At 59.8% G+C, this 24,932-nt stretch carries 26 protein-coding genes and 1 other annotated feature; of the genes, 9 read left to right on the top strand and 17 right to left on the bottom strand.

Going from position 1 to position 24,932, the window contains the following annotated elements; genetic code table 11:
* Window positions 1-113 precede the first annotated feature (113 nt).
* The 10 genes from ACJ8PI_RS01110 to ACJ8PI_RS01065 all read right to left on the bottom strand — a co-directional run bounded on the left by ACJ8PI_RS01110 (window position 114) and on the right by ACJ8PI_RS01065 (window position 11,065).
* Entirely contained in the window at window positions 114-1,277 is a 1,164-nt protein-coding gene (locus tag ACJ8PI_RS01110) for a glycerate kinase (RefSeq protein ID WP_060445686.1), read from the bottom strand.
* Between the two features lie 9 nt (window positions 1,278-1,286).
* Window positions 1,287-2,552, bottom strand: a complete 1,266-nt coding sequence (locus tag ACJ8PI_RS01105) for a GntP family permease (protein ID WP_015376868.1) — start codon at window positions 2,550-2,552, stop codon at window positions 1,287-1,289.
* A gap of 119 nt (window positions 2,553-2,671) precedes the next feature.
* Window positions 2,672-3,805 (bottom strand): sugar diacid recognition domain-containing protein, encoded by a 1,134-nt coding sequence (locus ACJ8PI_RS01100; RefSeq protein ID WP_039566980.1) that lies wholly within the window; start codon window positions 3,803-3,805, stop codon window positions 2,672-2,674.
* A 165-nt stretch (window positions 3,806-3,970) separates the two neighbouring features.
* A complete protein-coding gene (gene adk / locus ACJ8PI_RS01095) occupies window positions 3,971-4,615 on the bottom strand; it encodes an adenylate kinase (RefSeq protein WP_004940261.1) in 645 nt (214 codons plus the stop codon).
* Window positions 4,616-4,817: 202 nt separating this feature from the next.
* Window positions 4,818-6,683: a molecular chaperone HtpG gene (gene htpG, locus ACJ8PI_RS01090; protein WP_162091343.1), complete on the bottom strand. Its 1,866-nt coding sequence runs from the start codon at window positions 6,681-6,683 to the stop codon at window positions 4,818-4,820.
* Between the two features lie 144 nt (window positions 6,684-6,827).
* The gene (gene recR, locus ACJ8PI_RS01085; RefSeq protein ID WP_004940263.1) at window positions 6,828-7,433 is read right to left on the bottom strand and encodes a recombination mediator RecR; all 606 of its coding nucleotides are present in this window, start codon (window positions 7,431-7,433) and stop codon (window positions 6,828-6,830) included.
* Complete coding sequence (locus tag ACJ8PI_RS01080; RefSeq protein ID WP_004940264.1) at window positions 7,433-7,762, bottom strand: YbaB/EbfC family nucleoid-associated protein; 330 nt, start codon at window positions 7,760-7,762, stop codon at window positions 7,433-7,435. The genes recR and ACJ8PI_RS01080 overlap by 1 nt, the downstream gene beginning before the upstream one ends.
* A gap of 41 nt (window positions 7,763-7,803) precedes the next feature.
* A complete protein-coding gene (dnaX, locus tag ACJ8PI_RS01075; RefSeq protein WP_033653240.1) occupies window positions 7,804-9,762 on the bottom strand; it encodes a DNA polymerase III subunit gamma/tau in 1,959 nt (652 codons plus the stop codon).
* Window positions 8,407-8,471: a sequence feature (DnaX frameshifting element), on the bottom strand. It overlaps the preceding gene by 65 nt.
* A 92-nt stretch (window positions 9,763-9,854) precedes the next feature.
* On the bottom strand, window positions 9,855-10,406 hold the full coding sequence (gene apt / locus ACJ8PI_RS01070; RefSeq protein ID WP_015376864.1) for an adenine phosphoribosyltransferase: 552 nt from the start codon (window positions 10,404-10,406) through the stop codon (window positions 9,855-9,857).
* 278 nt (window positions 10,407-10,684) lie between these two features.
* Window positions 10,685-11,065 carry a DUF454 family protein gene (locus ACJ8PI_RS01065; protein WP_164134439.1) on the bottom strand — a complete coding sequence of 127 codons (381 nt, stop codon included), beginning with the start codon at window positions 11,063-11,065 and terminating at the stop codon, window positions 10,685-10,687.
* 134 nt (window positions 11,066-11,199) lie between these two features.
* Here ACJ8PI_RS01065 and priC point away from each other — a divergent pair, with 134 nt between their 5' ends.
* On the top strand, window positions 11,200-11,736 hold the full coding sequence (priC, locus tag ACJ8PI_RS01060) for a primosomal replication protein PriC (RefSeq protein ID WP_033653242.1): 537 nt from the start codon (window positions 11,200-11,202) through the stop codon (window positions 11,734-11,736).
* Between the two features lie 103 nt (window positions 11,737-11,839).
* Window positions 11,840-12,019: a pleiotropic regulatory protein RsmS gene (gene rsmS, locus ACJ8PI_RS01055; protein ID WP_016928837.1), complete on the top strand. Its 180-nt coding sequence runs from the start codon at window positions 11,840-11,842 to the stop codon at window positions 12,017-12,019.
* A gap of 275 nt (window positions 12,020-12,294) precedes the next feature.
* On the opposite strand, the gene ACJ8PI_RS01050 is transcribed toward rsmS, so the two are convergent.
* Together ACJ8PI_RS01050 and acrR are read right to left on the bottom strand one after the other, a co-directional pair.
* On the bottom strand, window positions 12,295-12,648 hold the full coding sequence (locus tag ACJ8PI_RS01050; protein ID WP_004940282.1) for a DsrE/DsrF/TusD sulfur relay family protein: 354 nt from the start codon (window positions 12,646-12,648) through the stop codon (window positions 12,295-12,297).
* Between the two features lie 11 nt (window positions 12,649-12,659).
* On the bottom strand, window positions 12,660-13,334 hold the full coding sequence (gene acrR, locus ACJ8PI_RS01045) for a multidrug efflux transporter transcriptional repressor AcrR (RefSeq protein ID WP_033637348.1): 675 nt from the start codon (window positions 13,332-13,334) through the stop codon (window positions 12,660-12,662).
* Window positions 13,335-13,476: 142 nt separating this feature from the next.
* Here acrR and sdeX point away from each other — a divergent pair, with 142 nt between their 5' ends.
* From sdeX to ykgO, 4 genes are all read left to right on the top strand, one after another.
* On the top strand, window positions 13,477-14,664 hold the full coding sequence (gene sdeX / locus ACJ8PI_RS01040) for a multidrug efflux RND transporter periplasmic adaptor subunit SdeX (protein WP_033637347.1): 1,188 nt from the start codon (window positions 13,477-13,479) through the stop codon (window positions 14,662-14,664).
* A gap of 17 nt (window positions 14,665-14,681) precedes the next feature.
* Entirely contained in the window at window positions 14,682-17,828 is a 3,147-nt protein-coding gene (gene sdeY, locus ACJ8PI_RS01035; protein ID WP_033637346.1) for a multidrug efflux RND transporter permease subunit SdeY, read from the top strand.
* A 186-nt stretch (window positions 17,829-18,014) separates the two neighbouring features.
* Window positions 18,015-18,269, top strand: a complete 255-nt coding sequence (locus ACJ8PI_RS01030) for a type B 50S ribosomal protein L31 (protein ID WP_004940303.1) — start codon at window positions 18,015-18,017, stop codon at window positions 18,267-18,269.
* 12 nt (window positions 18,270-18,281) lie between these two features.
* A complete protein-coding gene (ykgO, locus tag ACJ8PI_RS01025) occupies window positions 18,282-18,422 on the top strand; it encodes a type B 50S ribosomal protein L36 (RefSeq protein WP_004940304.1) in 141 nt (46 codons plus the stop codon).
* 106 nt (window positions 18,423-18,528) lie between these two features.
* Here ykgO and ACJ8PI_RS01020 read toward each other — a convergent pair whose 3' ends face one another.
* Genes ACJ8PI_RS01020 through ACJ8PI_RS01010 form a run of 3 tightly spaced genes read right to left on the bottom strand, consistent with a single transcriptional unit; the run spans window position 18,529 to window position 21,000 of the window.
* Window positions 18,529-19,407 (bottom strand): metal ABC transporter substrate-binding protein, encoded by an 879-nt coding sequence (locus ACJ8PI_RS01020; RefSeq protein ID WP_074026625.1) that lies wholly within the window; start codon window positions 19,405-19,407, stop codon window positions 18,529-18,531.
* Window positions 19,408-19,432: 25 nt separating this feature from the next.
* On the bottom strand, window positions 19,433-20,290 hold the full coding sequence (locus tag ACJ8PI_RS01015; RefSeq protein ID WP_033637343.1) for a metal ABC transporter permease: 858 nt from the start codon (window positions 20,288-20,290) through the stop codon (window positions 19,433-19,435).
* Entirely contained in the window at window positions 20,287-21,000 is a 714-nt protein-coding gene (locus ACJ8PI_RS01010) for a metal ABC transporter ATP-binding protein (protein ID WP_033647273.1), read from the bottom strand. Before ACJ8PI_RS01010 ends, ACJ8PI_RS01015 begins: the two co-directional genes overlap by 4 nt.
* 406 nt (window positions 21,001-21,406) lie before the next feature.
* On the opposite strand from ACJ8PI_RS01010, the gene ACJ8PI_RS01005 reads away from it, so the two are divergent.
* From ACJ8PI_RS01005 to ACJ8PI_RS00995, 3 genes are all read left to right on the top strand, one after another.
* A complete protein-coding gene (locus tag ACJ8PI_RS01005; RefSeq protein WP_033653245.1) occupies window positions 21,407-21,760 on the top strand; it encodes a hypothetical protein in 354 nt (117 codons plus the stop codon).
* A gap of 158 nt (window positions 21,761-21,918) precedes the next feature.
* Complete coding sequence (gene tomB / locus ACJ8PI_RS01000; RefSeq protein ID WP_004940312.1) at window positions 21,919-22,287, top strand: Hha toxicity modulator TomB; 369 nt, start codon at window positions 21,919-21,921, stop codon at window positions 22,285-22,287.
* A gap of 49 nt (window positions 22,288-22,336) precedes the next feature.
* The gene (locus ACJ8PI_RS00995; RefSeq protein WP_004940313.1) at window positions 22,337-22,540 is read left to right on the top strand and encodes an HHA domain-containing protein; all 204 of its coding nucleotides are present in this window, start codon (window positions 22,337-22,339) and stop codon (window positions 22,538-22,540) included.
* Between the two features lie 296 nt (window positions 22,541-22,836).
* Here the strand turns inward: ACJ8PI_RS00995 and ACJ8PI_RS00990 are convergent, their stop codons facing one another.
* Both ACJ8PI_RS00990 and gbpA read right to left on the bottom strand, forming a co-directional pair.
* Entirely contained in the window at window positions 22,837-23,355 is a 519-nt protein-coding gene (locus ACJ8PI_RS00990) for a cytochrome b (protein WP_049235197.1), read from the bottom strand.
* A gap of 52 nt (window positions 23,356-23,407) precedes the next feature.
* Window positions 23,408-24,838, bottom strand: coding sequence for an N-acetylglucosamine-binding protein GbpA (gene gbpA, locus ACJ8PI_RS00985; protein WP_033637339.1), 1,431 nt, complete (start codon window positions 24,836-24,838; stop codon window positions 23,408-23,410).
* Window positions 24,839-24,932: the final 94 nt, after the last annotated feature.

Here is a 24,932-nt window from a genome sequence, read left to right as displayed (position 1 = left end):
TCCCCTCATTTCCTTTCCGGCCGGCATTCCGTTCTGGGTCGGGATGTCAGCAGCCATTAATGCCGGCTATTGTAACGGAAAAGTCGTGCATCGAAACCGATAACAGCAACAGGCTATGCCTGTGGGCCTCCCCCTTGCGCCAGTCGCCACACCGCCGCCACGTTGCGCGCCGTCACCTGCAGATTGCGATCGGCGCCCGCCAGCGCTTCTTCCAGCGTCACGATGCCATCGAGCACCGAAAACGCCGCGTCGATGCCGTGTTGATGCACCACCTGGTAATCCGACGTCAGGCTGCCGGCGATGGCGATCACCGGCACGCCGTGGCGCTTGGCCACCCGCGCCACGCCGATCGGCGTTTTGCCGTGGATCGACTGGCTGTCCAGCCGGCCTTCCCCGGTGATCACCAGATCGGCATCGCGCACCGCCTCATCCAGGCGCAGGGTTTCGGTGACGATCTCGATGCCCGGCCGCAAACGCGCATTGAGCATGCCGAGCAGCGCCGCCCCCATGCCGCCCGCCGCGCCCGCCCCTGGCTGGGTGAGCACCGCGCGGCCGGTTTCCCGTTCCAGCAGCTCGCCATAGTGATGCAGCGCCGCATCGAGCTGCGCCACCATCTCCGGCGTCGCTCCCTTCTGCGGCCCGAACACCGCCGAGGCGCCCTTTTCGCCGCACAGCGGGTTATCGACGTCGCAGGCGGCGGTCACGCTCACCCATTGCCAACGCGCATCCAGCCCGGCGAGATCGAGATGCGCCAGCTGCGCCAGCGCCGCTCCGCCTGCCGGCAGCGGCCGGCGTGCCTTATCCAGCAACTTCACGCCCAGCGCCTGCATCATCCCGGCGCCGCCGTCGTTGGTGGCGCTGCCGCCGATGCCGAGAATGATCGCCTTCACGCCGCGTTCCAACGCCGCCAGCATCAGTTCGCCGGTGCCGTAGCTGGTGGTGATGCGCGGATCGCGCCGGCCGGGCGGCGCCAGGTGCAGCCCTGAGGCGGCGGCCATTTCAATCACCGCGGTTTCGCCGTCGCCCAGCAGGCCATAGAACCCCTGCACCGGCTCCCCCAGCGGCCCGGTGACCGTCACCTGGACGATTTCACCGCCGGTGGCCGCCACCATCGACTCCACCGTGCCTTCGCCGCCGTCCGCCATCGGCAGCTTCACGTAGTGCGCCTGCGGGTAAATTTGGCGGAACCCCCGCTCGATGGCGTCGGCGACGCCGAGCGCGCTCAGGCTCTCTTTGAAAGAATCCGGGGCAATAACCACTTTTTTCAGCGTTTTCATCACTGTTCCTTATCCCGCCAGGTTAAATACGCCAAACATCAGCGCCGAGATTGCCGCAATGGTGAACCCCACCAGCGTTTCGTACGGCAGCAGCTTCAGCCGCTCGTGCACCGCCATATTGACGCTGCCGCCGGTGGCGTGGAAGAAGCTGCCGTGCGGCAGGTGATCCAGCACCGTGGCGCCCGCATGGATCATCGCAGCGCCGGCCAGCCCGCTCACGCCCAGCTCGAGCAGCGTGGAGCTGAACACCCCGGAAGCCACGGCGGTGCCGGCGGTGGTCGACGCGGTCGCCATCGACATCAGCGCGCCGGACAGCGGCGCCAGCAGCCAGGCCGGCAGCCCGGTGTGCGTTAAGCCGTTAATCAAGACATCCTTCAGCGCCGAGTTGGCGATAATGCCCGCCAGCGTGCCGGTGCCGAGCAGCATGATCGCCACCGGTGCCATGCGCGACAGGCCGGAGACCATAAACTGATTGCACTGGCGGATGCGCCCCATCAGCAGCGCGCCCGCCAAGCCGCCGGCCGGCAGCGCGATCAGCGGATCGACGGCGATGCCGGCGATCGGCCGCAGCGACAGCAGCAGGATCGCCACCAGCGGCGCGCTGATTGCCGCAGCGAAGCCCGGCCGCGCCCCTTCGGCATGCTGAGTCAGCTCTTCGGCCATCACTTTGCTGCCTTTATCGCTCAGGCGGCGCGCCAGCAGATAGGCCACCACCAGGCCGCACAGCCCCGGCACGATGCCGGCCATCATTACCGAGGTGAGCGGCACGTGGAAATTGTCCGCCGCCGCGATGGTGTTCGGGTTGGGCGACATCACGTTGCCGGCCTTGCCGCCGCCGATCATCGCCAGCAGGATCGCCGCGCGCGAAATGCCGGCCTTTTGGGCTATCGACAGCGCGATCGGCGCGACGGTGATCACCGCCACGTCGATAAACACCCCCACCGCCGTCAGGATCAGTGTAGCCACCGCCAGCGCCAGCAGCGCGCGGGTTTCGCCCACCTTGCGCACGATGGTTTCGGCGATGGTGTGCGCCGCGCCGGATTCGATCAGCACCCCGGCCAGCACCCCCGCCGCCAGGATGCGCATCACGGCGTTGGTGATGCCCTGCGCCCCGCCGATCATCAGCGTTACGGTCTGCACCAGGTCGGCGCCGCCGCACAGCCCGCCCGCCAGCGCGCCGGCGATCATGCCGTAAGCCGGCGGCACCTTGCGTAGAATCAGGACGATGGCGACGGCTAACGCCACCAGCGCCCCCAGAGTGGATACGGTTGTCATTGTTGTTTTCTCCGTGGTTGATGTGCAGGCCAACATATCCCGCGCACCCGGCGTTGGCCTGAGGGGAAACAACAAAAAATCGCCGGGGGAACGGCGTGGAATTTGTGGGTTGGCACAACTCAGTCGTGCATCAGCATGCCGATATATAACCGCAGAGCGTCGGTTAATTGGTTGATTTTCATGCCAGTTATCGCTTCGATACGCTGCAGGCGATAGCGCAGGGTATTGACGTGGATATGCAGCTGTGCGGCGGTCTGCGTCTGATCACAATTCTGCGAAAAATAGTGGCGCAGCGTGCCGCGCAGCACGCCTTTTTCGTCCTGTTCGCCCAGCGTCCGCCAGGGGCGACCCAGCTCCTGCGCGCGCCAATCCTCCCCCAGATCGCACAACAGCGACGGCAGCGGGTAGTCGTGGTAGAACAGCGTGGCGTGACGCAGTTTCAGGCGCTGCGCCATCGCCTGAGTGGCGCGCGCCGTCAGGCTGGAACGATAGGCGCTTTGCGGATCGTCATAAAAACCGCCGACGATCAGCCGCACCCGGAAGCGGTGTTTGAGTTGGTTTTGCAAACGCTGGGCCTGTTGGCGCTCCAGCTTCAGGCTCCATTCGCCCTGCACCATGCAGGCCGGTCGCAGCAGGGTCATTTCATTGAAGCCGGTAATGGCGATCAACGCGTCGCGCTGGGTGGCCTCCAGCTCCGCCAGCAGCTCGCGCAGCAGGTGCGGCTGCGCCTCTTGCAGCTCGACGATCCACACGATGCGCGCCTGGCGCAGATCCAACCCCAAATACGCCGCCATCGCTGCCAGCGACGCGGTGTTCGGCTGGGGCTGCAGCAGCTGATTCGCCAGCTCTTCCCGGTAGCGTTTTTCCCACTGGTGCTGATCCAGCAGCGCCGCCTGCTCCACCATCATCTCCGCCGCCATCTTCACCAGCTCGGCGTAGGCGCGCACCTCGGCCGGTTCGCCGGAGATGCCGATCACCCCCACCCGCTGGTTGCGAAAGCTGAACGGCAGGTTGATGCCGGGCCGCACGCCCTTCAGATGTTCGGCGGTGGCGCGGTCGATTTCCACCACCCGATTTTCCGCCAGCGCCAGCACCGCGCCTTCATGGCGCTGGAACAGGCGCTGCGGGTTGCCGGAGGCGATAATCACGCCGTTGCTGTCCATCACGTTGACGGAATGGCTGATGATGCCCATCGCCCGCTGGACGATCTGGCGCGCGGTGGCTTCCGCCAGAAGATTGGTTTGTCTGAGCATGCCCGCTCCCTGCTGAGGGTGAAAACGCAGGCTTGTTATACGCTATTTGGCGCGGACGATTAACGGGCACGGCCGCAACAAGCCGCCGCGATCACAATTTGGCGGGAAAACGGCAAAAAAAAACGCCGGGCCACAGGCCCGGCGTCATGCACAACGCGCTTGCGATCAACCGAGGATGGTCGCCAGCTCTGCGCTCACTTCGGCCACCTTGCGGGTGCCGTCGATTTTGCGGTATTGGGTGTTGCCCGCCGCCGCTTCTTTGCTGTAGTAAGAGATCAGCGGCGCGGTCATCTGATGGTATTCCACCAGGCGCTTGCGCACGGTCTCTTCCTGATCGTCCTTGCGCGTGGTCAGCTCTTCGCCGGTCACGTCGTCTTTGCCTTCCACCTGCGGCGGGTTGAACTTCACGTGGTATACGCGGCCGGACGGCGCGTGCACGCGGCGGCCAACGATGCGGTCAACGATCAGCTCGTCCGGCACGTCGAACTCCAGCACGAAGTCCACGTTGATGCCGGCTTCTTTCATCGCGTCAGCCTGCGGAATGGTGCGTGGGAAACCGTCCAGCAGGAAGCCCTTGCGGCAATCTTCCTGAGCGATGCGCTCTTTGACCAGCGCGATCACCAGCTCATCGGTCACCAGCTTGCCGGCGTCCATGATCTCTTTCGCCTGCTTGCCCAGTTCACTGCCGGCCTTCACGGCTGCGCGCAACATATCACCGGTGGAGATTTGCGGAATGCCGTATTTCTCCATGATGAATTGAGCCTGAGTACCTTTACCAGCGCCCGGAGCGCCCAGCAGAATGATACGCATTGCGTAAATCCCCTTGCTATGTAGTTTTTATAAAATTGCGAAAACGCTCAACGATACCATTTCAGGGGGGGCAGGCTCAAGGCGCGCGAAGGAAATCGATTGCGGAATGTGCAAAAAAACGGACGAGCAAAAAGCGAGAAAAGGCGGGGAAAAATCGGCAATGCGCCCCTAACGGTGCCGTTAAGGGCGCATATTTTCAGTTTCAGGCGGACAGCAACTTGTTCATGCGACGGATGAACAGGTTCGGATCTTCCAGCGTGCCGCGTTCAGCCAGCAGAGCCTGATCCAATAACAGGTCGATCCATTCGGAGAAATGTTCGTTATCGCCCACATCGGATGCGCGTTTGACCAGAGCATGCTCCGGATTAAGCTCGAAAATGTACTTCACTTCCGGCGCCTGCTGGCCGGCGGCGGCGAACAGCTTGGCCATCTGGGTGCTCATTTCGTCGGCGTCGGTCACCACGATCGCCGGCGTATCGGTCAGGCGGTGCGTCAGGCGCACATCCTTCACGCGCTCGCCCAGCAGGGTTTTCACGCGTTCGATGAACGGCTCCAGCTGCTTCTCGGCGGCCTTCTGCTCTTCGGTTTCATCCGCCAGTTTGTCCAGCGTTTCATCCGCTTTGCTAACCGACTGGAACGGCTTGCCGTCGAACTCGGTCAGGTAGCTCATCATCCACTCGTCGATGCGATCGGACAGCAACAGCACTTCGATGCCTTTCTTGCGGAACAGCTCCAGGTGCGGGCTGCTCTTGGCGGCGGCGTAGCTGTCGGCGGTGATGTAGTAAATCTTCTCCTGCCCTTCCGCCATGCGGCCGACGTACTCTTCCAGCGACACGGTCTGCGCCGAGCTGTCGCCGTGGGTGGAGGCAAAGCGCAGCAGTTTGGCGATCGCTTCCTGGTTGCCGTGGTCTTCCGCCGGGCCCTCTTTCAGCACCAGACCGAACTGCTGCCAGAATTTCTGGTAGCCTTCGGCGTCATCTTTGGCCAGCTTATCCAGCATCTGCAGCACGCGCTTGGTCAGCGCGCCGCGCAGGTTTTGCGTCACGCGGCTGTCTTGCAGGATCTCGCGCGACACGTTCAGCGGCAGATCGTTGGAGTCGATCAGGCCACGCACGAAGCGCAGGTAGTTCGGCATGAACTGCTCGGCGTCGTCCATGATGAACACGCGCTGCACGTACAGCTTCAGACCATGCTTGTGATCGCGGTTCCACATGTCCCACGGCGCCTGCGCCGGGATATACAGCAGGCTGGTGTACTCCTGCTTGCCTTCTACCCGGTTGTGGCTCCAGCTCAGCGGATCGGTGAAGTCGTGGGCGATGTGCTTGTAGAACTCTTTGTACTCTTCGTCGGTCACGTCCGCCTTGCTGCGGGTCCACAGGGCCTGCGCCTTGTTGATCTTCTCCCAGGTGACGGTGTCGTCTTCTTCGTTTTTGCTTTCGATCTCTACCGGCAAGGCGATGTGATCGGAATATTTGCCGATCACCGAGCGCAGGCGCCAGGCGTCGAGGTACTCATCTTCGCCTTCGCGCAGATGCAGGGTGATTTCGGTGCCGCGGGTCTCTTTGGTGATGTCGGCGATGGTGTAGTCGCCTTCGCCGGCGGACTCCCAGAACACGCCTTCGTCATCGGCGGCGCCGGCGGCGCGGGTGCGCACGGTCACTTTGTCCGCCACGATGAACGCCGAGTAGAAACCGACGCCGAACTGGCCGATCAGCTGGCTGTCTTTCGCCTGGTCGGAACCGATGGATTCCAGGAACGCTTTGGTGCCGGACTTGGCGATGGTGCCGAGGTTTTCGATCACTTCTTCGCGGCGCATGCCGATGCCGTTGTCGGCGATGGTCAGGGTGCGCTGCTCTTTATCGAAGGACAAGCGGACGCGCAGCTCGCCGTCGCCGGCGTACAGCTCTGGCGCGGACAGGGCGCGGAAACGCAGCTTGTCGGCGGCGTCAGAGGCGTTGGAAATCAGCTCGCGCAGGAAAATTTCTTTGTTGGAGTACAGCGAATGGATCATCAAATGAAGCAGCTGTTTTACTTCAGACTGGAACCCGCGGGTTTCTTGACCTTTCATACTCATTGATTACCTCAAAAGACAATGGCTACCAAAATCGAACAATGAGGATCAGATGAGGGTCAGGGTCTTGTTTTTCAAGCGGACGGCGGGAGATTTTTGGCAAAAAAATGACGGGGCCGAACGGCCCCATCCGGGAAAACATCAGAACTTGATGGCGTGACGCCCGGCCAGCGAATGCGACAGCGTGGTGCCGTCGACCATCTCCAGCTCGCCGCCCACCGGCACGCCGTGGGCGATGCGGCTGGCGAGCACGCCATACTGGCCGCACATCTCGGCGATATAGTTGGCGGTCGCTTCCCCTTCCACCGTCGGGTTGGTGGCGAGGATCACTTCGGTGATGCTCTCCTTTTCCAGCCGTTGCTCCAGGCGATCCAGACCGATATCGCCCGGCCCGATGCCGTCCAGCGGCGACAGATGCCCCATTAGCACAAAGTAGCGCCCGGCGAACTGGCCGGTCTGCTCGATGGCATGGATATCCGCCGGGCTTTCCACCACGCAAATCTGGCCGTTTTGCTGACGGCGCGGATTGGCGCAGATGGTGCAGACGTCCTGCTCGGTGAAGGTGCGGCAGTCGGCGCAGTGGCCGATTTCCGACATCGCGCGCGTCAACGCCTGCGCCAGGCGCATGCCGCCGCTGCGATCGCGCTGCAGCAGCTGAAACGCCATGCGCTGCGCCGATTTCGGGCCGACGCCCGGCAGGCAGCGCAGCGCCTCCATCAGGGATTCAAGGAGCGGGCTGGTTTGCATCAGAACGGCATCTTGAAGCCAGGCGGCAACTGCATGCCGCTGGAGACGGAGGCCATCTTCTCTTTCTGGGTCTCTTCGATGCGGCGCGCGGCGTCGTTGAACGCGGCGGCGATCAGATCTTCCAGCATCTCTTTGTCGTCTTCCATCAGGCTAGGATCGATCTCCACGCGGCGGCAGTTGTGCGCGCCGTTGATGGTGACCTTCACCAGGCCCGCGCCAGACTCGCCGGTCACTTCCAATTTGGCGACTTCTTCCTGCATCTGCTGCATTTTTTCTTGCATTTGCTGGGCTTGCTTCATCAGGTTGCCCAGACCGCCTTTACCAAACATAGTCGTCTCTCGTCGCTAGGGCCGCGCACCTCGCGCGGCGTTTAAAGGGGGCGGATACTCTCTTCATCCAGATCCGCGTCGAAGAACCGGCACAGCGTCTGAATATGGGTATCCGCAACGATGGACTGGCGCGCCTGCGCCAGCTTTTCTTCATAGATGGCTTGTCGCCATTCCAGCGGGGTGCGCTCCGCCGGATTATCGTCCTCTATCACGGTCAGCTCGATCGGGCTGCCGTACAGCTCGCCGAGCGCTTCGGCCAGCGTCTTCTGCGCCGAAGGCGAATTCAGATGACGCTGCGAAGACCGCAGATGGAGGCAAATCTTGCCCGCTTCCGGCTGCTGCTTGAAGGCGTTCAACGCCAGCTGCTGCACCAGTTTCGGGATCTTGAGCTTATCGATTTCCGCCGCCCAGGCGTCGCGCTCCAGCGACTCCACCACCAGCTTGGCGGCCAGCTCCGGCGTTTTCTCGTGCTCCAACGCCGTGCGCAGCGCTTTCGGCGTCGCCAGCGGTTCCGGCGCCGCTTCCGGCTCGGTCTGCGCGCGCCAGCGATAGGCTTCCGGCTTGGCCGGTTTTTCCGGCACCTTCTTCTCCGCCAGACGCTGCTGGCTACGCTCGGTCACGGAAGCCAAACGCCCCAGCGCCGAGTTTGCCGGCCGCGCTATTCCTGGCGCCGCCGGCTCATTCTTTTTTGGTGTGGATGCTCCCTGCTGCCGCTGCAGCTGGGACCGCGCTTTCAACAGCTGGGCGGTGGCATCCGGTAATGGGGTCGATGATTGCCGCGGTGGCGCGGCCGGCTGCCCTAGCGGCGGCGGTGCGTCCTGAAACTGCGGCGGCTGTTGCGATGCGGCGGCCTGCGGCTGCGCCATCGGCGCCGGCGCGGTCTGCACCAACGCCACCGGCTCCGGGATCACCGCTTTCGGGTGAAACGCCAGCGCGCGCAGCAGGGTCATCTCAACCCCCATGCGGCGATCCGGCGCATAGGCCAGCTCTTTGCGGCCGACCAACAGCGTCTGGTAGTAAAGTTGCACATCGGCCGGCGGCAGGGTGCGCGCCAGCTCGCGCAGCCGTTGTTCCACGGCGGCGTACTGATTGTCGAGCATCGAAGGCAGCAGCTGCACCATCGCAATGCGGTGCAGCAGCGCCAGCGTCTCCACCAGCAGGTTTTCCCAGTCCACGCCGCGCGAAGCGGCCTGTGCGACCTGAGCCATCACCTTTTCGCCGTCGGCGCTGACCAGCGCTTCGAGGATCGCCAGCGGCTGTTCGTCATCGAGCGTGCCGAGCATCTGGCTGACGGTGGCGGCGGTCACCTGCCCCTGCCCCATGGCGATCGCCTGATCGGTCAGGCTCAGCGCATCGCGCATGCTGCCGTCGGCGGCGCGCGCCAGCAGCTGCAGCGCGCGGGCGTCGCTGGTGATCTGCTCCGCCGTCAGCACCGTTTCCAGCTGCTGGCGGATCTGATCGACGTCCAGCGCCTTGAGGTGGAATTGCAGACAGCGCGAGAGAATGGTCACCGGCAGCTTTTGCGGATCGGTGGTGGCCAACAGGAATTTGACGTGCGGCGGCGGCTCTTCCAGCGTCTTGAGCAACGCGTTGAAGCTGTGGCGCGAGAGCATGTGCACTTCATCGATCAGGTAGACCTTGAAGCGGCCGCGCGCCGGCGCGTACTGAACGTTGTCCAGCAGATCGCGGGTATCTTCCACCTTGGTTCGGGAAGCGGCGTCGATCTCGATCAGATCGACGAAGCGCCCCTGCTCGATCTCGCGGCAGTTGTCGCATTGGCCGCACGGCGTGGCGGTGATGCCGGTTTCACAGTTCAGGCCTTTGGCCAGCAGGCGCGCGATGGTGGTTTTCCCCACGCCGCGCGTGCCCGAGAACAGATAGGCGTGATGGATCCGCCCCAGCGAGAGGCCGTTGGCCAGCGCGGTCAGGACATGTTCCTGGCCGACCACGTCTGCGAACGTTTGAGGGCGCCACTTACGGGCGAGAACCTGATAGCTCATTAATACCGGAGAAGTCGAGGAATCTGGAGGGTCATGCTAACACAGCCCCGCGGCGATCCGCGAGGCCGTTGTGCCCAAGGGGCGATGCCGCATCAATGGCCGGCGAAGTCCACCAGGCAGTAGCAGTCGATGCCCAGCTTGTTCAGACGCGCTTCCCCGCCCAGATCCGGCAGGTTGATGATGAATGCGGCGTCGTTCACTTCACCGCCCAGGCGGCGGATCAGTTTGGTGGTCGCTTCGATGGTGCCGCCGGTCGCCAGCAGATCGTCCACCACCAGCACTTTGTCACCCGCGGTGATGGCGTCGGTGTGGATCTCCAGCTTGTCGGTGCCGTACTCCAGCTCATAGCTTTCGCTGAGCGTGGCGCGCGGCAGTTTGCCCGGTTTGCGCACCGGCACGAAACCGACGCCCAACGCCAGCGCGACGGGCGCGCCGAACAGGAAACCACGCGCTTCGGTACCCACCACCTTGGTCACGCCCGCTTCGCGATAGCGCTCAACCAGCAGCTCTATGCTGGCGGCGTAGGCCAACGGGTTTTCCAGTAGGCTGGTCACGTCGCGGAACAGGATGCCCGGCTTCGGATAATCCGGGATGGTTTTGATACTGTCTTTAATAAACTGAAGCTGCTGCGCAGTAGCGGTCATAATTGTTGCCTGATAAAACTGCCTGAAAACCGGCGCGCCGCTCACCCGCCGCCGCCGGGTGAAACACACCGGAGATGAAATGGCAGGCGATCCGCGCACGAAAACGCCCAAATCTATGCAAACTGGCGGACAAATGCAACTCTCCCCTGCATCTTTCAACCCGCAGCGTTGTTGACTGCACGCATTCCCCCCGGTCACTTACCTAAGTAAGCTCCCGGGGATGCCTACGTTTGTCGCCTGGCTGCGGCTTGAAAGCTATTGGGGAGTTTAAGGGACAATCAGCGCTGTTTTTGTTGCGGCAGGTCAATAACCGGCAGGCGCAGCATAAAGGTCAGCAAAATGACCAGCATCAGCAGCAACAGCCCGCGCACCCACCAGATTTTCACCAGCCACAGCGAACAGGCGAAGGTGAGCACGATCACCAGCACCGCCTTCCACTTCGCTCCCGGCGGCAGCGCGCGATGCTGTTGCCAGTGGCGCAGGTAGGTGCCGAACCAGGAGCGGTGCAGCAGCCAGTGATGAAAGCGCGGCGAAGAGCGGGCGAAACACCAGGCGGCCAACAGCAGAAACGGCGTGGTCGGCAACAGCGGCAGCACCACGCCCAACGTCGCCAGCACCACCGCCAGCCAGCCCAAAATGATCAATAACCCACGCGTCATGCGGCTCTTCGCTCCTCAATCGGTTGCCGCCTACTGTAGCATCGGCGCCGCGCCGGCGGAATATGCGTGCGGCGCTTGTTTCACGGCAGGATCGCGGGCAAGCTTACGCCTGTTGAAATCAAGAGGGAGCTTATGTGAGCACTCAGCGTCTATTACAGGTGTTGGCACAGCAGATCGCGGCGCTGGCGGCCGAAGTGACCCCGCGCGGCGACGTTCCGATCCCGCAGGCGCGCTTCGACGCCGCCCTGTTCGCCAACCGCGGCACGCGGCTGCGCGACTACCTGGCCGAGGTGGAGAAGAATTTCGCCCAGCTGCAAAGCGCCGCCAACGACAGCCGTACCAGCCAGGTGGCCTTTCTGGCCGAAAAACTGGTGGCTCAAATCGCCGCCCTGCAGCGCGAGCTGGCCACCCAGGCGCTGCGGCGCAAGAACCAGCCGAAAGAAGCCCCCGAGGCCGATCTGTACCACAAGCTGGCCGAGCATCAGGACTACGAACGCCGGCTGATCGCCATGATTCAGGATCGGGAAAGCCTGCTCGGCCGCCAGACCACGCTGGCGGCGCAGCAAAAGCTGCAGCACGAGCTGGCGGCGCTGGAGGGGCGCCTGATGCGCTGCCGCCAGGCGCTGGCGCGCATCGAGCGCAATATCGAGCGCAAAGAAAACGGTTTTTGAAGATTTATCACAATATTTTAATGATTATTCCCGGTTGCGCGCCGGGTTCACTATACTCTGCCGGTACGCGAGTTATTCATTCCATTAATTAAGCGCAGGTGCTATGTCTCTGGAAAACGCCTCACCCGAACTGCAGCTGGCGGTAGACTTGATTTACCTGCTGGAATGCAACGAGATCGATCCGGCCACCGCGCTGGCGGCGCTGGATATCGTCAAACGGGATTATCAGGAAAAACTGCAGCGCGCCGGCGTCACCTCTCCCTATCTGCCTGCCGGACAGTAATCAGGGACAGCGCCGCTGTCCCTTTCGTCTTTCAACGCTCATCAGCCCGCCGTCTGGCCGCCTTCGTCCGGCGAGCTGAGCGCGCAAATAATAAGGAAAAAAAAGCGTATCGCGGCGGCGATGCGCCGACAAACGTGAGCGGCGCCAGAGAAGGCAGAATCAATCAGCGCTGCATGATTTAGCTTCGGATCGGTTAAGAAGCCTGAAGATTGTCACGGCCACCGGCGGGCAACGAACAACAAAAGCGTTGCAGCTGATGGCCCGTTGCAGCGGAATCAGAAAGTCAGCACTTTTTCCGCCGCAAGCGTCCACTGCGCCAGCTCGACCAACGTGCCGATCGCCACGCCGTCCGCCAGCGGCAAGCGGCTGACGCCGCGCGCGTCGGCACAGGTCTTGCACAGCTTGACCGGCACCTGCTGCGCGGTGAGGATCTCCAGCATCTGCTGCAGGTGGTATCCCTCGTGCGGCTGCTGCCCGGCCAGCCCAGCCACCACCGCATCGGACATCAGAAACAGCCGCAGGTCGAGACTGCTCTGCTGCTCTTTCATGGCGATGGCCAACCGCAGCGCATTGAACAAGGATTCATGACCATAGGCGGCGCCATTGGCGATGAGAACAACTGATGACATGAAATCTCTCCTTATAAAGGAAGGCGGTCGGCGTCAGACGTCGCCGCGTCGGGTTTGAGGCGCAAGGTGGGGCAAAACTGCAGCATTTCCAAAAACGCGTCCACCAGCGCTTCGGCTTCGGCCCGCAGGTCGAAACTTTCCGGCATAAACAGCCAGTTTTCCATCAGGCCGGTGATATAACCGCGCAGGATGATCGCCGCGCGGCGGGTATGTAAATCGGCGGGTAATTGCCCGTGGTGAATGCAGTTATACAGCACCGCTTCAATGCGTTCGTAGCCGGCGAGGTACAGCACCTTGCGCGAATCCAGCAGCGGCATCATTTCACCGACAAATTCGCATTTGTGGAATATAATTTCCATCAACGCCCGCCTACGGCCGTCTTCAACCGTAGACGTCAGAATGTAAATCAGAATTTCTCGGATAACCCGCAGTGGATTATCGGGAAACTTTGCCTGATACTCTGTTTCGAGCTGGTCAATTTTCGGCTCGGTAGATTCCCAAACTTCATTAAACAGGTCTACCTTATTCTTGAAGTGCCAGTAAATGGCTCCACGCGTAACCCCGGCAGCGGTGGCAATATCTGTAAGTGACGTTGCAGCAACGCCACGTTCAGAGAACTCTCTCACCGCAGCATCAAGGATTTGCTGTCGGGTTTCTTGCGCCTGCTGTTTGGTTTTTCGTGCCATGGCATTGTTATTTAGGGGGAGTGTGATTTACATACATTCGCGAATGTATGTACCATAGCACGCACATATAATTAACGCAGCAATGGGTTTTAAAGCTTGTGATCCATTGATCATTTTGAAATCGGACACTTGAGGTTTTTCTATGAACAAAAACAGAGGGTTAACGCCTCTGGCGGCCGTTCTGATGCTTTCAGGCAGCTTAGTGCTAACAGGATGTAACGATAAAGAAACCCAACAGCAAGGCGCCCAACAACAGGCGCCTGAAGTGGGCGTAGTCACCTTGAAGGCCGAGCCTCTCAACATCACTACCGATCTTCCTGGCCGCACCGCTGCGTATCGTATCGCCGAAGTTCGCCCTCAGGTCAGCGGCATCATCCTGAAGCGCAACTTCGTTGAAGGCAGCGATATCAAGGCCGGGACGTCTCTGTACCAAATCGATCCCGCAACCTATCAAGCCAGCTACGACAGCGCGAAAGGCGATTTGGCCAAAGCACAGGCCAGCGCTTCCATCGCACGCGTGACGGTAAACCGCTACAAGCCATTGCTGGGTACCAGCTACATCAGCAAGCAGGACTACGACAACGCCGTCTCCACCCTGCAGCAGGCGGATGCCGCCGTGGTGGCCGCCAAGGCCGCCGTGGAAACCGCGCGCATCAACTTGGCGTACACCAAGGTGACCTCCCCGATCTCCGGCCGCATCGGCAAGTCCGCCGTGACCGAAGGCGCGCTGGTCAGCAACGGCCAGGCGACCGCCCTGTCCACCGTGCAGCAGCTGGATCCGATGTATGTCGACGTCACCCAGTCGAGCACCGACTTCCTGCGCCTGAAGCAAGAGTTGGCCAGCGGCGCGCTGAAGCAGGAAAACGGCAAGGCTAAAGTGAAACTGCTGCTGGAAAACGGCACCGAATACGCACAGGAAGGCACGCTGGAATTCTCCGACGTCACCGTCGACGAGACCACCGGCTCCATCACCATTCGCGCCCTGTTCCCTAACCCGAACGATACGCTGCTGCCGGGCATGTTCGTGCGCGCCCGTCTGGACGAAGGCGTGCGCAGCGATGCGCTGCTGGTGCCTCAGCAAGGCGTCACCCGCAACCCGCGCGGCGAAGCGACGGCGTTGGTGGTAGGGGCAGACGACAAAGTTGAGCTGCGCACGCTGAAGGCGGACCAGGCGATTGGCGACAAATGGCTGGTTACCGATGGCCTGAAAGCCGGCGATCGCGTGATCGTCTCCGGCCTGATGAAAGTGCATCCGGGCGCGCAGGTAAAAGTGCAGGAAGTTGACACTCAGGCGCAAAAACAGCCGCAGTCTGAAGCGCAGAAGTCATAAAAAGGAGCCTGTAATACATGGCTAAGTTCTTTATAGACCGCCCAATTTTCGCCTGGGTAATCGCCATCATCGTCATGTTGGCGGGGGTGCTTGCAATAATGAAACTGCCTATTGCGCAGTATCCCACTATTGCACCGCCGGCGGTGAGTATTTCCGCCAACTACCCGGGCGCAGATGCCAAAACGGTGCAGGATACCGTCACGCAGATTATCGAACAGAACATGAACGGTATCGATAACCTGATGTACATGTCCTCCACCAGTGATTCCTCTGGTAGCGTTACCATTACCCTGACGTTTGAATCCGGCACCGATCCTGACATCGCGCAGGTTCAGGTCCAGAATAAACTGTCGTTGGCCACCCCGTTGCTGCCGCAAGAAGTTCAGCAACAGGGCCTGAAAGTAGAAAAATCCAGCAGCAGCTTCCTGATGGTGGCCGGCTTCGTTTCCGACGATCCGAACATGACTCAGGACGATATTGCGGACTACGTGGCGTCCAACATCAAGGATCCGATCAGCCGTTCGTCCGGCGTGGGTGAAGTGCAGCTGTTCGGTGCCCAGTACGCGATGCGTATCTGGCTGGATCCGAACAAGCTGAACAACTACCAGCTGACGACCACGGACGTGACCTCCGCCATCACCGAGCAGAACAACCAGATCGCCGCAGGCCAGCTGGGCGGCCTGCCGCCGGTGCCGGGGCAGCAGTTGAACGCCTCGATCATCGCGCAGACCCGTCTGACTTCGCCGGAAGAGTTCGGCAAGATCCTGCTGAAGGTGAATACCGACGGTTCCCAGGTACGCCTGCGCGACGTCGCTCACATCGAGCGCGGCGCGGAAAGCTATGCCGTTACCGCTCGCTATAACGGTAAGCCTGCCGCCGGTCTAGGTATCAAACTGGCAACCGGCGCCAACGCCTTGAACACCGCCAAAGGTGTGAAAGATGAGCTGGCCAAGATGACGCCATTCTTCCCGCAAGGGATGAAAGTGGTTTACCCGTACGACACCACCCCGTTCGTTAAGATCTCCATCAACGAAGTGGTGAAAACGCTGATCGAAGCCATCATCCTGGTATTCCTGGTGATGTATCTGTTCCTGCAGAACTTCCGCGCGACGCTGATCCCAACCATCGCGGTGCCGGTGGTGCTGCTGGGGACCTTTGCGATACTCGCGGCGTTCGGCTTCTCGATAAACACCCTGACGATGTTCGGCATGGTGTTGGCGATCGGCCTGCTGGTGGATGACGCCATCGTGGTGGTGGAAAACGTCGAGCGCGTCATGGCCGAAGAGGGGCTGCCGCCGAAAGAAGCCACCCGTAAATCGATGGGCCAGATTCAGGGCGCGCTGGTGGGTATCGCCATGGTGCTGTCGGCGGTATTCGTGCCGATGGCGTTCTTCGGCGGTTCAACCGGCGCCATCTATCGCCAGTTCTCGATCACCATCGTGTCCGCGATGGCGCTGTCGGTGCTGGTGGCCTTGATCCTGACGCCGGCGCTGTGCGCCACCATGCTCAAACCGATCCCGAAAGGCGATCACGGGGTTAAAACAGGCTTCTTCGGCTGGTTTAACCGCATGTTCGAGAAAAGCACGCATCACTATACCGACAGCGTGGGCAACATCCTGCGCAGCACCGGCCGCTATCTGATCATCTACCTGCTGATCGTGGTTGGCATGGGCCTGCTGTTCCTGCGCCTGCCTTCCTCGTTCCTGCCGGACGAAGATCAGGGCATCCTGTTGACCATGGTGCAGCTGCCTGCCGGCGCCACCGAGTCCCGCACCAACAAAGTGCTGGAAGAAGTCTCCGACTACTTCCTGAACAAGGAAAAGGACAACGTGGTTTCGGTGTTTACCGTCGCGGGCTTCGGCTTCAACGGTAACGGCCAGAACAACGGCCTGGCATTCGTCAGCCTGAAAGACTGGGGCGAGCGTCCAGGGAGCGAGAACAAGGTCGAAGCGATCGCGGGTCGCGCCATGGGCGCATTCTCGCAGATTAAAGAAGGCCTGGTATTCCCGTTCAACCTGCCGGCGATCATCGAACTCGGTACCGCAACCGGCTTCGACTTCGAGCTGATTGACCAGGGCGGCCTGGGGCACGAGAAACTGACCGAAGCGCGTAACCAGCTGTTGGGCATGGTTGCTCAACATCCGGACGTGCTGGTGGGCGTGCGCCCGAACGGCCTGGAAGATACGCCGCAGTTCAAACTGATCGTCGATCAGGAGAAAGCCAAGGCGCTGGGCGTCAGCATCACCACCATCAACAGCACGCTGAGCACCGCGCTGGGCGGCTCGTACGTCAACGACTTCATCGACCGCGGTCGTGTGAAGAAGGTATACGTACAGGCCGACGCGCCGTTCCGTATGCTGCCGGAAGACATCAACAAGTGGTACGTGCGCGGTACAAGCGGCCAAATGGTGCCATTCTCCGCCTTCTCTTCGGCGAAATGGGAATACGGCTCACCGCGCCTGGAACGCTATAACGGCTTGCCGTCGATGGAAATTCTGGGCCAGGCCGCACCGGGCAAGAGTACCGGTGAAGCGATGAACCTGATGGAACAGTTGGCGTCCAAACTGCCAAGCGGCATCGGTTACGACTGGACCGGCATGTCCTATCAGGAACGTCTGTCGGGCAACCAGGCGCCGGCGCTGTACGCCATCTCGATTCTGGTGGTGTTCCTGTGTCTGGCGGCGCTGTATGAAAGCTGGTCCGTGCCGTTCTCGGTCATGCTGGTATTGCCGCTGGGGGTTATCGGTGCGTTGCTGGCCGCGACGATGCGCGGCATGAACAACGACGTGTACTTCCAGGTGGGGCTGCTGACCACCATCGGTCTATCGGCGAAGAACGCCATCCTGATCGTGGAATTCGCCAAGGATCTGATGGAGAAAGAAGGCAAAGGCCTGATCGAAGCGACGTTGGAAGCGGTGCGTATGCGTCTGCGTCCAATCCTGATGACGTCTCTGGCCTTCATCCTCGGGGTTCTGCCGCTGGTTATCAGCAGCGGTGCGGGCTCCGGCGCACAGAACGCGGTAGGTACCGGCGTAATGGGCGGGATGATCACCGCCACCGTCTTGGCGATCTTCTTCGTACCGGTGTTCTTCGTGGTGGTTCGCCGCCGCTTCAGCAAGAAGAACGAGGACCTGGAACACAGCCATCCGGTAGAGCACCACTGATCGCTCAGTGATGTGACATTCACCCGATAATCGAAAAGGCCGCGCATGCGGCCTTTTTCTTTTGCTTCAGTTGCTTAATGCAAACCGTTCTCATTAATTCACTCGTGGGCGCAATTTACGCTTGATCGCGACGCCGGGTCGGCGCATAATTATTGTTATAGTATAACATTACACGAGAGAGCCATTATGAAACCCGGCATCCATCCCGATTACCGCACCGTGGTCTTCCACGATGTCAGCGCCAACGCCTACTTTAAAGTGGGATCGACCATCAAAACCGATCGCACCATCGAGCTGGACGGCGAAAGCTGGCCGTATGTCACCCTCGACGTCTCTTCCGCTTCGCATCCGTACTACACCGGCAAGCAGAAAGACTATTCCAAAGAAGGCAGCACGGCGCGCTTCCAGCAGCGCTTTGGCCGCTTTATCGGCAATAAGTAACAAGGAAATCCCATGCAGGTATTGAGTTCATTGCGTTCGGCGAAAAATCGCCACCCGGATTGCAAAGTCGTGCGTCGTCGTGGCCGCATCTATGTGATCTGTAAAAGCAATCCGCGATTCAAAGCGGTACAGGGACGTAAGAAAAAGCGTTAACTCCCCAGTGTCATCTGTCGCAAAGCCCCGTTGCTGCTCAACGGGGCTTTTTTTATGGCGAGAAAGTGCCTGCAAGCTGTCCCCCGCCGGCAGGCGGGGGCAGAGGTTACTTCATGCTGCTCAGCAGCGCGTCGACATTGTGCTTGAACGCCTGTTCATAGGTGGCCGCCGGGCCGCCCGTACGGGAGAGCGCTTCAGGGTACAGCTCGCCGCCCCCCTTGGCGCCGGTGGCGGCGGCAATCTGTTTCACCAACCGCGGATCGGTCTGATTCTCGATAAAGTAAGCGTTGACCTTTTCCTGTTTGATCTGCTTGATCAGGCCGGCCACGTCGCTGGCGCTGGCTTCGGCCTCGGTGGAAAATCCGACCGGGGCAAGGAAAGTGACGCCATACTCTTGCCCAAAGTAACCAAAAGCATCATGGCTGGTCAGCACTTTACGTTTCTGTGGCGGCACTGCGGCGAACTGGGTTTTGGCCCACAGGTCCAGCTTTTGCAGTTGCTGAATGTATTCGGCCCCGCGCTGGCGAAAATAGTTGGCATCCTCGGGATCGGCGGCAATCAGGGCGTTCATCACGTTGGTAGCGTACTGCACGCCGTTTTTCATGCTGTTCCAGGCGTGAGGATCGGTAATCGCTTTGCCGTCCTCCTCCATCTGCCGGGTGCTGATGCCCTGTGAAGCGGTGATCACCTGCCCTTTATAACCCGAAGCGCTGACCAGGCGATCGATCCACCCTTCCAGCCCTAGTCCGCTGACGAATACCACATCAGCCTGAGCCAACTTTTTGCCGTCCTGCGGCGAAGGCTCGAAACTGTGCGGATCGCCATCCGGCCCCACCAGCGTGCTGACCTTGACGTGATCGCCCCCCACCTGTTTGACGATATCGCCCAGAATGGAAAAGCTGGCGACGGCGTCGACGGTCTTCGCCATCGCCAATGGGCTGGCCAGCAGCGCAGCGACCGCCAGCGATATAGGTAAACGTTTCATACTTTCTCCTTGCAAATGGCACTTCTCAACGGCGCGCGAAGGCGTAAATGCCTCCGCGCGTTCCAAACAGGATCGAGACGAAAAAGATGACGCTGGCGCTGAGCACGATCGCCGGGCCGGCGGGCAGCGAAGCGTAATAGGACCACACCAACCCAATCAGGCTGGAAAGCGCGCCGATGCCCATCGCCGTCGCCAGCGTCTGCGGCAGATTGCGCGCCCAGAAGCGCGCGCTGGCGGCGGGCAGCATCATCAGCCCCACCGACATCAGGGTGCCGAGGATCTGGAATCCCGCCACCAGATTGACCACCACCAGCGCCAGAAACAGGCCGTGGATCAGCGCCAACCGGCGCGGCGCGTTGACGCGCAGGAACGTGACGTCGAAGGACTCGATCACCAATGCACGGTACAGCGCCGCCAGCGCCAGCAGCGAAACCGAGGCGATCGCTCCGACCATCAGCATCGCCTGCGCATCCACCGCCAGGATCGAACCGAACAGCACGTGCAGCAGATCCACGCTGGAGCCGCGCAGCGAGACCAGCGTGACCCCCAGCGCCAGTGAGCCCAGATAGAACCCGGCGAAACTGGCGTCCTCTTTCAGCGGCGTGCGGCGGCTCACCAGGCCGGACAGCATCGCCACCGCCAGCCCGGCGATAAAGCCGCCCACCCCCATCGCCACCAGCGACATACCGGAGATCAGATAGCCGATCGCCGCGCCCGGCAACACCGCGTGGGACAAGGCATCCCCCACCAGGCTCATGCGGCGCAGCAGCAAAAACACGCCCAGCGGGGCGGCGCTGAGCGACAACGCCAGGCACGCCATGAGCGCGCGGCGCATAAAACCGAAAGAGAGGAAAGGATCGATAAGCCCATGCCACAGCATCATGGCGCCACCGCCCGCAGATCCGGCTGCCGTTCGGCGGCGTGATACCTCGGCACCTGTTCCAATACCCGCTCGGCCGCGCCCCAGTGGCAAGCCTGCGGCGTCAGCAACAGCACCTGTGGAAAATGCTCGGCGACCATCGACATATCGTGCAGCACAGCGATCACCGTTTTCCCCTGCCGGTGCAGTTGCGCGATCGCCTGCAGCAGGATCTGCGTGGTGGCGCTGTCGATGCCGGTGAAAGGTTCATCCAGCAAAATCAGCGGCGCCGGTTGAACCAGCAGGCGCGCAAACAGCACCCGCTGCAGCTGGCCGCCGGACAGTTCGCCCACCGGGCTGCGCGCCAGCGCGCTCATGCCAACGTTCGCCAGCGCCTCATTGACCTGGCTTGCCGCACGCCTGTTCATGCCGCCGAACATGCCGCTTTGCGGCCAACAGCCCATCGCCACCAGATCGCTTACCGCGATCGGGAATTGCCGATCCAGCTCGGCCTGCTGCGGTAGATAAGCCCTGCGCGGTGGCTTGCCGCCACTAAAACTCAGACTGCCGCCCAGCGGCGGCAACAATCCGGCGAGCGTTTTCAGCAACGTCGATTTCCCAGCCCCGTTGACGCCCACCACCGCGGTTAACGAACCGGCGCTGAACTGCCCGCTCAGCGGCGGGAAAAGCGGCGTGACGCCATAGCCTATCGCCAGTTGGCGCAAGGAGATCATGGCAGCGATACCGCCCAGAAGATGCCGAGCCACAGCAGGGCCAGCAGCGCAACGGCCCCCGCACAGCGCGCGGCGGCGGAGGTGGTAAACAACGAATTCAGTGACGGCGCGGCGTCATGTTGTGAAGAGGGAGTCAATGTGGTGACCAAAATGATGGGTTAATGGTTATAATATAACATCACACCCATTACCACATCTCAAGCTATGGCGCGACAATAATGCAACGGAACGTAACAGTCCTTCGCGCAGCGGCGCTTCCCCCGCAGCCTCCTTATCAAATTCAGGGATATTCCCATTCGGTTGAAATGTTGGCATAAGGTAAAGAACAGCGGTAAATCGAAAAATTTACCGGCGTGAGTGAAAAAGGAGTAAGATAAGCAGATAACATTGCTGTTGGCCGAGATTAATGCTTGTTACCCTTGCCTGTAACCTGGACGTCAACGCACTTTCTGTTAAAAAATTAAAGAAAGTGATTAATGACAATATAGCGGAGTTAGTGCCGGCGCTGACCAGCGGACTGAGTTTTTATTCTGAAAGCGCACGCTATGCCGAAGATTCATTAGAAATACTTGATATAGTACGACAAGGTGATGGCGATTATTCAATGAGTTATCGCTATAAGTGGGGCATTTTTAATGCCTGTCTGGATATCAACAGCGAAGATATCATCAACGACAGCGTACGGTTCCGAGTGACGGAGCGGGGTTTAATCTTCGACATCATTGATAACTCACGGCCATCAACTGCGGATGAATTGTAAGTTTACGTAATAACTGCAGGCCAAACGCGAAAAAATGATTTATATTCATTTTACGGGAAGTTTATTTAACCACCGTTAAGCTGCCTCCGTCCATGATGTAAATCAGCTTACTCACATAGTGTTATCACACCGCAATTAAGACTTACGGAGGGGATGATATGGATGAGTATTCGCCTAAGCGACACGACATTGCTCAGCTCAAATTCTTGTGCGAAAATTTGTATGATGAAGGTATCGCTACCCTGGGAGACAGTCACCATGGGTGGGTCAACGATCCGACGTCCTCCGTCAACCTGCAGCTTAATGAGTTGATCGAACATATCGCTTCGTTTGTGATGAGTTATAAAATTAAATACATGGACGAATCAGACCTGTCGGAGTTAGTCGAAGAATATCTCGACGATACCTATACGCTGTTCAGCAGCTACGGTATCAATGATTCCGACCTGCGCCGCTGGCAAAAAACCAAGGCGAGATTATTCAGAATGTTCTCAGGAGAGGACATCTGTACGACAATGAAAACTTAGGGGATAATTATTCCCGAGCTATTTTACGGTTATTAAACTAAAGGCCACCATGACTAAAACCGACTATCTGATGCGTTTACGTAAATGCACCACGATTGATACTCTCGAACGTGTTATTGAGAAAAATAAGTACGAGCTTTCCGATGATGAACTGGAGCTGTTTTACTCAGCGGCCGATCACCGTCTGGCGGAGCTCACCATGAACAAACTGTATGACAAAATCCCCACCTCCGTTTGGAAATATGTCAGATAATCATCCCCCAACGCGTTGAGCCGATGCTTTTATCGGCTTCAATGTTCAAACTGAATACGTATTTTTCCTATTGACAATGAAATGTTAATTACGTTCATTTTTATCGTTAATAATAAATAGAAACAATTCTCTGTTCCTGTCCGGGATATTACGCCTTAACGCGATTAACGCGTGCTGTCTCTCGCACTCCCTGCTTATCGGCCACACGCGTCACGGTCATGCCGTCGCTCTTCCCTATTACCTTCGCGGCCACGCCGCCGCACTGCCTCGCCGGGCGGCGTGATCGCCCCGTAAAATCAGAGCATGCGGCGCAAAATCGCCTGCCCGGCGAAGCAGTGGTGTTTAATCACCGCCGCTATGTGCAGCACGATCATGGCCGACAGCGCGATGCACGAATAACGGTGCACGGCGAAAAAGAAGCGGTTAACGTCGAGATTTGCTATCGGGCGAGGGAAGTCGATCGCGCCGAAAACGGCAAAGCCGTGCTCCAGCATAAGGAATCCACTGAGCAGCACCACGAAAATCAGCAGGTAGAATATTTCGTGCAGCAAATACACCAATCCCTTCTCGTGCCCTTGCAGCATATCGCCATAGGGCACCTTAGGCCGGAAAAAACGCCAGATAAAGCGCGCCATCATCAGCGGTGTCAACACCAAGGCCAGCGACATATTGGTCACGGAGAAAAAGGCGAAGATGCGCGCATCCGTCATAAAATGCAGTGAATAACCAACGATCATTACGTAGATCATCACGGCGGCAATGGCCCAATGCAGTAACCGACTGAAAAGATCGTAACGGGCAGGTTCGTGTGACATAAAACTCCTTTAAAAGCGGCCATCGCTGGCCGCTTGGCTATCCGATTTACGCTTACTTTTTCACGACCCAGGCATCCTGCCAGTTGGAACCCACGCCCGGCTCAAAGTGAGTCGCGCCGCTGTTCCACTGCATGCAGTAACCGCTGTAAGGGAAAGGTTTGCACTGATATACCTTGCCGTCTTTCGGTTGCAGCACCGTGGTGCCGGCAGTGTATTTACTCAGCGCGTTCGGGAAGACGAAGTTATAGTCGCCGTTGCCGCCGCCACCGCCGGTGGATTCCGCCTCCAGGTTGAAGTTTTCGATATCTGGTTGAATGCTCTGCCCGTTGTCGTTGCTGGCGATCACTTTCAGCATGTGGTGGCCTTCGCTGACGTTGCTCAGCGCCATAGTCAGCGGCTGGCTGGCGTCTTCCAGCGTCGCTTTCACATAGCCTTTCTCCGTCTGGCCGTGGTCGTAAACGCGCGCTTCAACCGTCAGTTTGCCTTTGACCTCGGCATTGAAGGTCAGCTGAGCTTTGCCGTCCTTGATTTTGGTGCTGGACAGGTTGCCGATGCGGATCTCTTCGGTGATAGCCGGCGTTTCTTCCTCATAGGAAATCACCACGCTCTTCATCGTGCTGCCCTGCTTGGCGTAGACCGCGTTGTTGCCGAATACCGGATTGACGTTGCCTTTGCCGTCTTTCACCCCGGCACGCACCGCTTTCTGTTCGGCGTTGATCTTGCTGGCCAGCGCGTGACCCCAGCGGTTTTTGTCGGTCAGCGTCTCACTGTCGATCGCCAGTTCGGTTTTCATCGTCAGCACTTCACCGTCCGCATCGAAGAAGCGGGCGATCACCTTGTCGCCAACCTGCAGGTTTTTACCGGTGAGGGAACCTTGCAGCTGCTTGCGCCATTCCGACACGACGCCGTCGTCTTCGAAGTTAACGTCAACCACCTGATAGAAACTGTTTACCGTGTCATTGATTTCCCACACGCCGTAAATCACCTGATAGCCGGTTCTCTCCGGCACCACGCACTGGTGCACTTCGCGATCTTTTGGCGGCTTGGCATGGCCATCAATCTCGCAGAACGGCTCTTTTTCGAAGGCCTCGCGCGACAGCGGCTTGTTCACATCCCAGTCCTGTTTGGTGATGTAGTAACGCCAGTTATTGGTTTTGTGCTTGGCGGTGTGGTACCAGGTGAACGTCTGTGGCCCCGGCTTCATGGTGTTCAACGCCCAGACGTTGACGCCCTGGCGATCCAACGACTCGAAGCCGTTCACCCCGCCGCTGGCCAGCTGGCCGTCGAGCGGCGTCGCGCCGCCAGGGAAGCCGGAAACCTGCTCGACGCTCTGCGGTTCCCACTGCGCCCGGCCGCAGTCGGTGTTGCTGCCCAGCTTGCACTTGTAGGCGCGGCTCTCGGGCACTTCGATATAACCGTGCGACCAGGCGGCCGAGGAGGCCGCGAGCGTTGCCATCATCAGGGCGATTTTGGATAATTTCATTACGACTCCAGTTAAATTTATTGGATTCCAACTGAGTGAGAAGAAACTCAAAGAGATGCGGCGATACCGCGAGAGGAATAATAAGTAGAAGCCC

The sequence above is a fragment of the Serratia sp. CY82433 genome (genome assembly GCF_052166535.1).
Lineage (GTDB): Bacteria > Pseudomonadota > Gammaproteobacteria > Enterobacterales > Enterobacteriaceae > Serratia > Serratia sarumanii.
The sequence above is the reverse complement of the archived record's forward strand: the minus strand, read 5'-3'. Positions and strand labels throughout refer to the sequence as shown.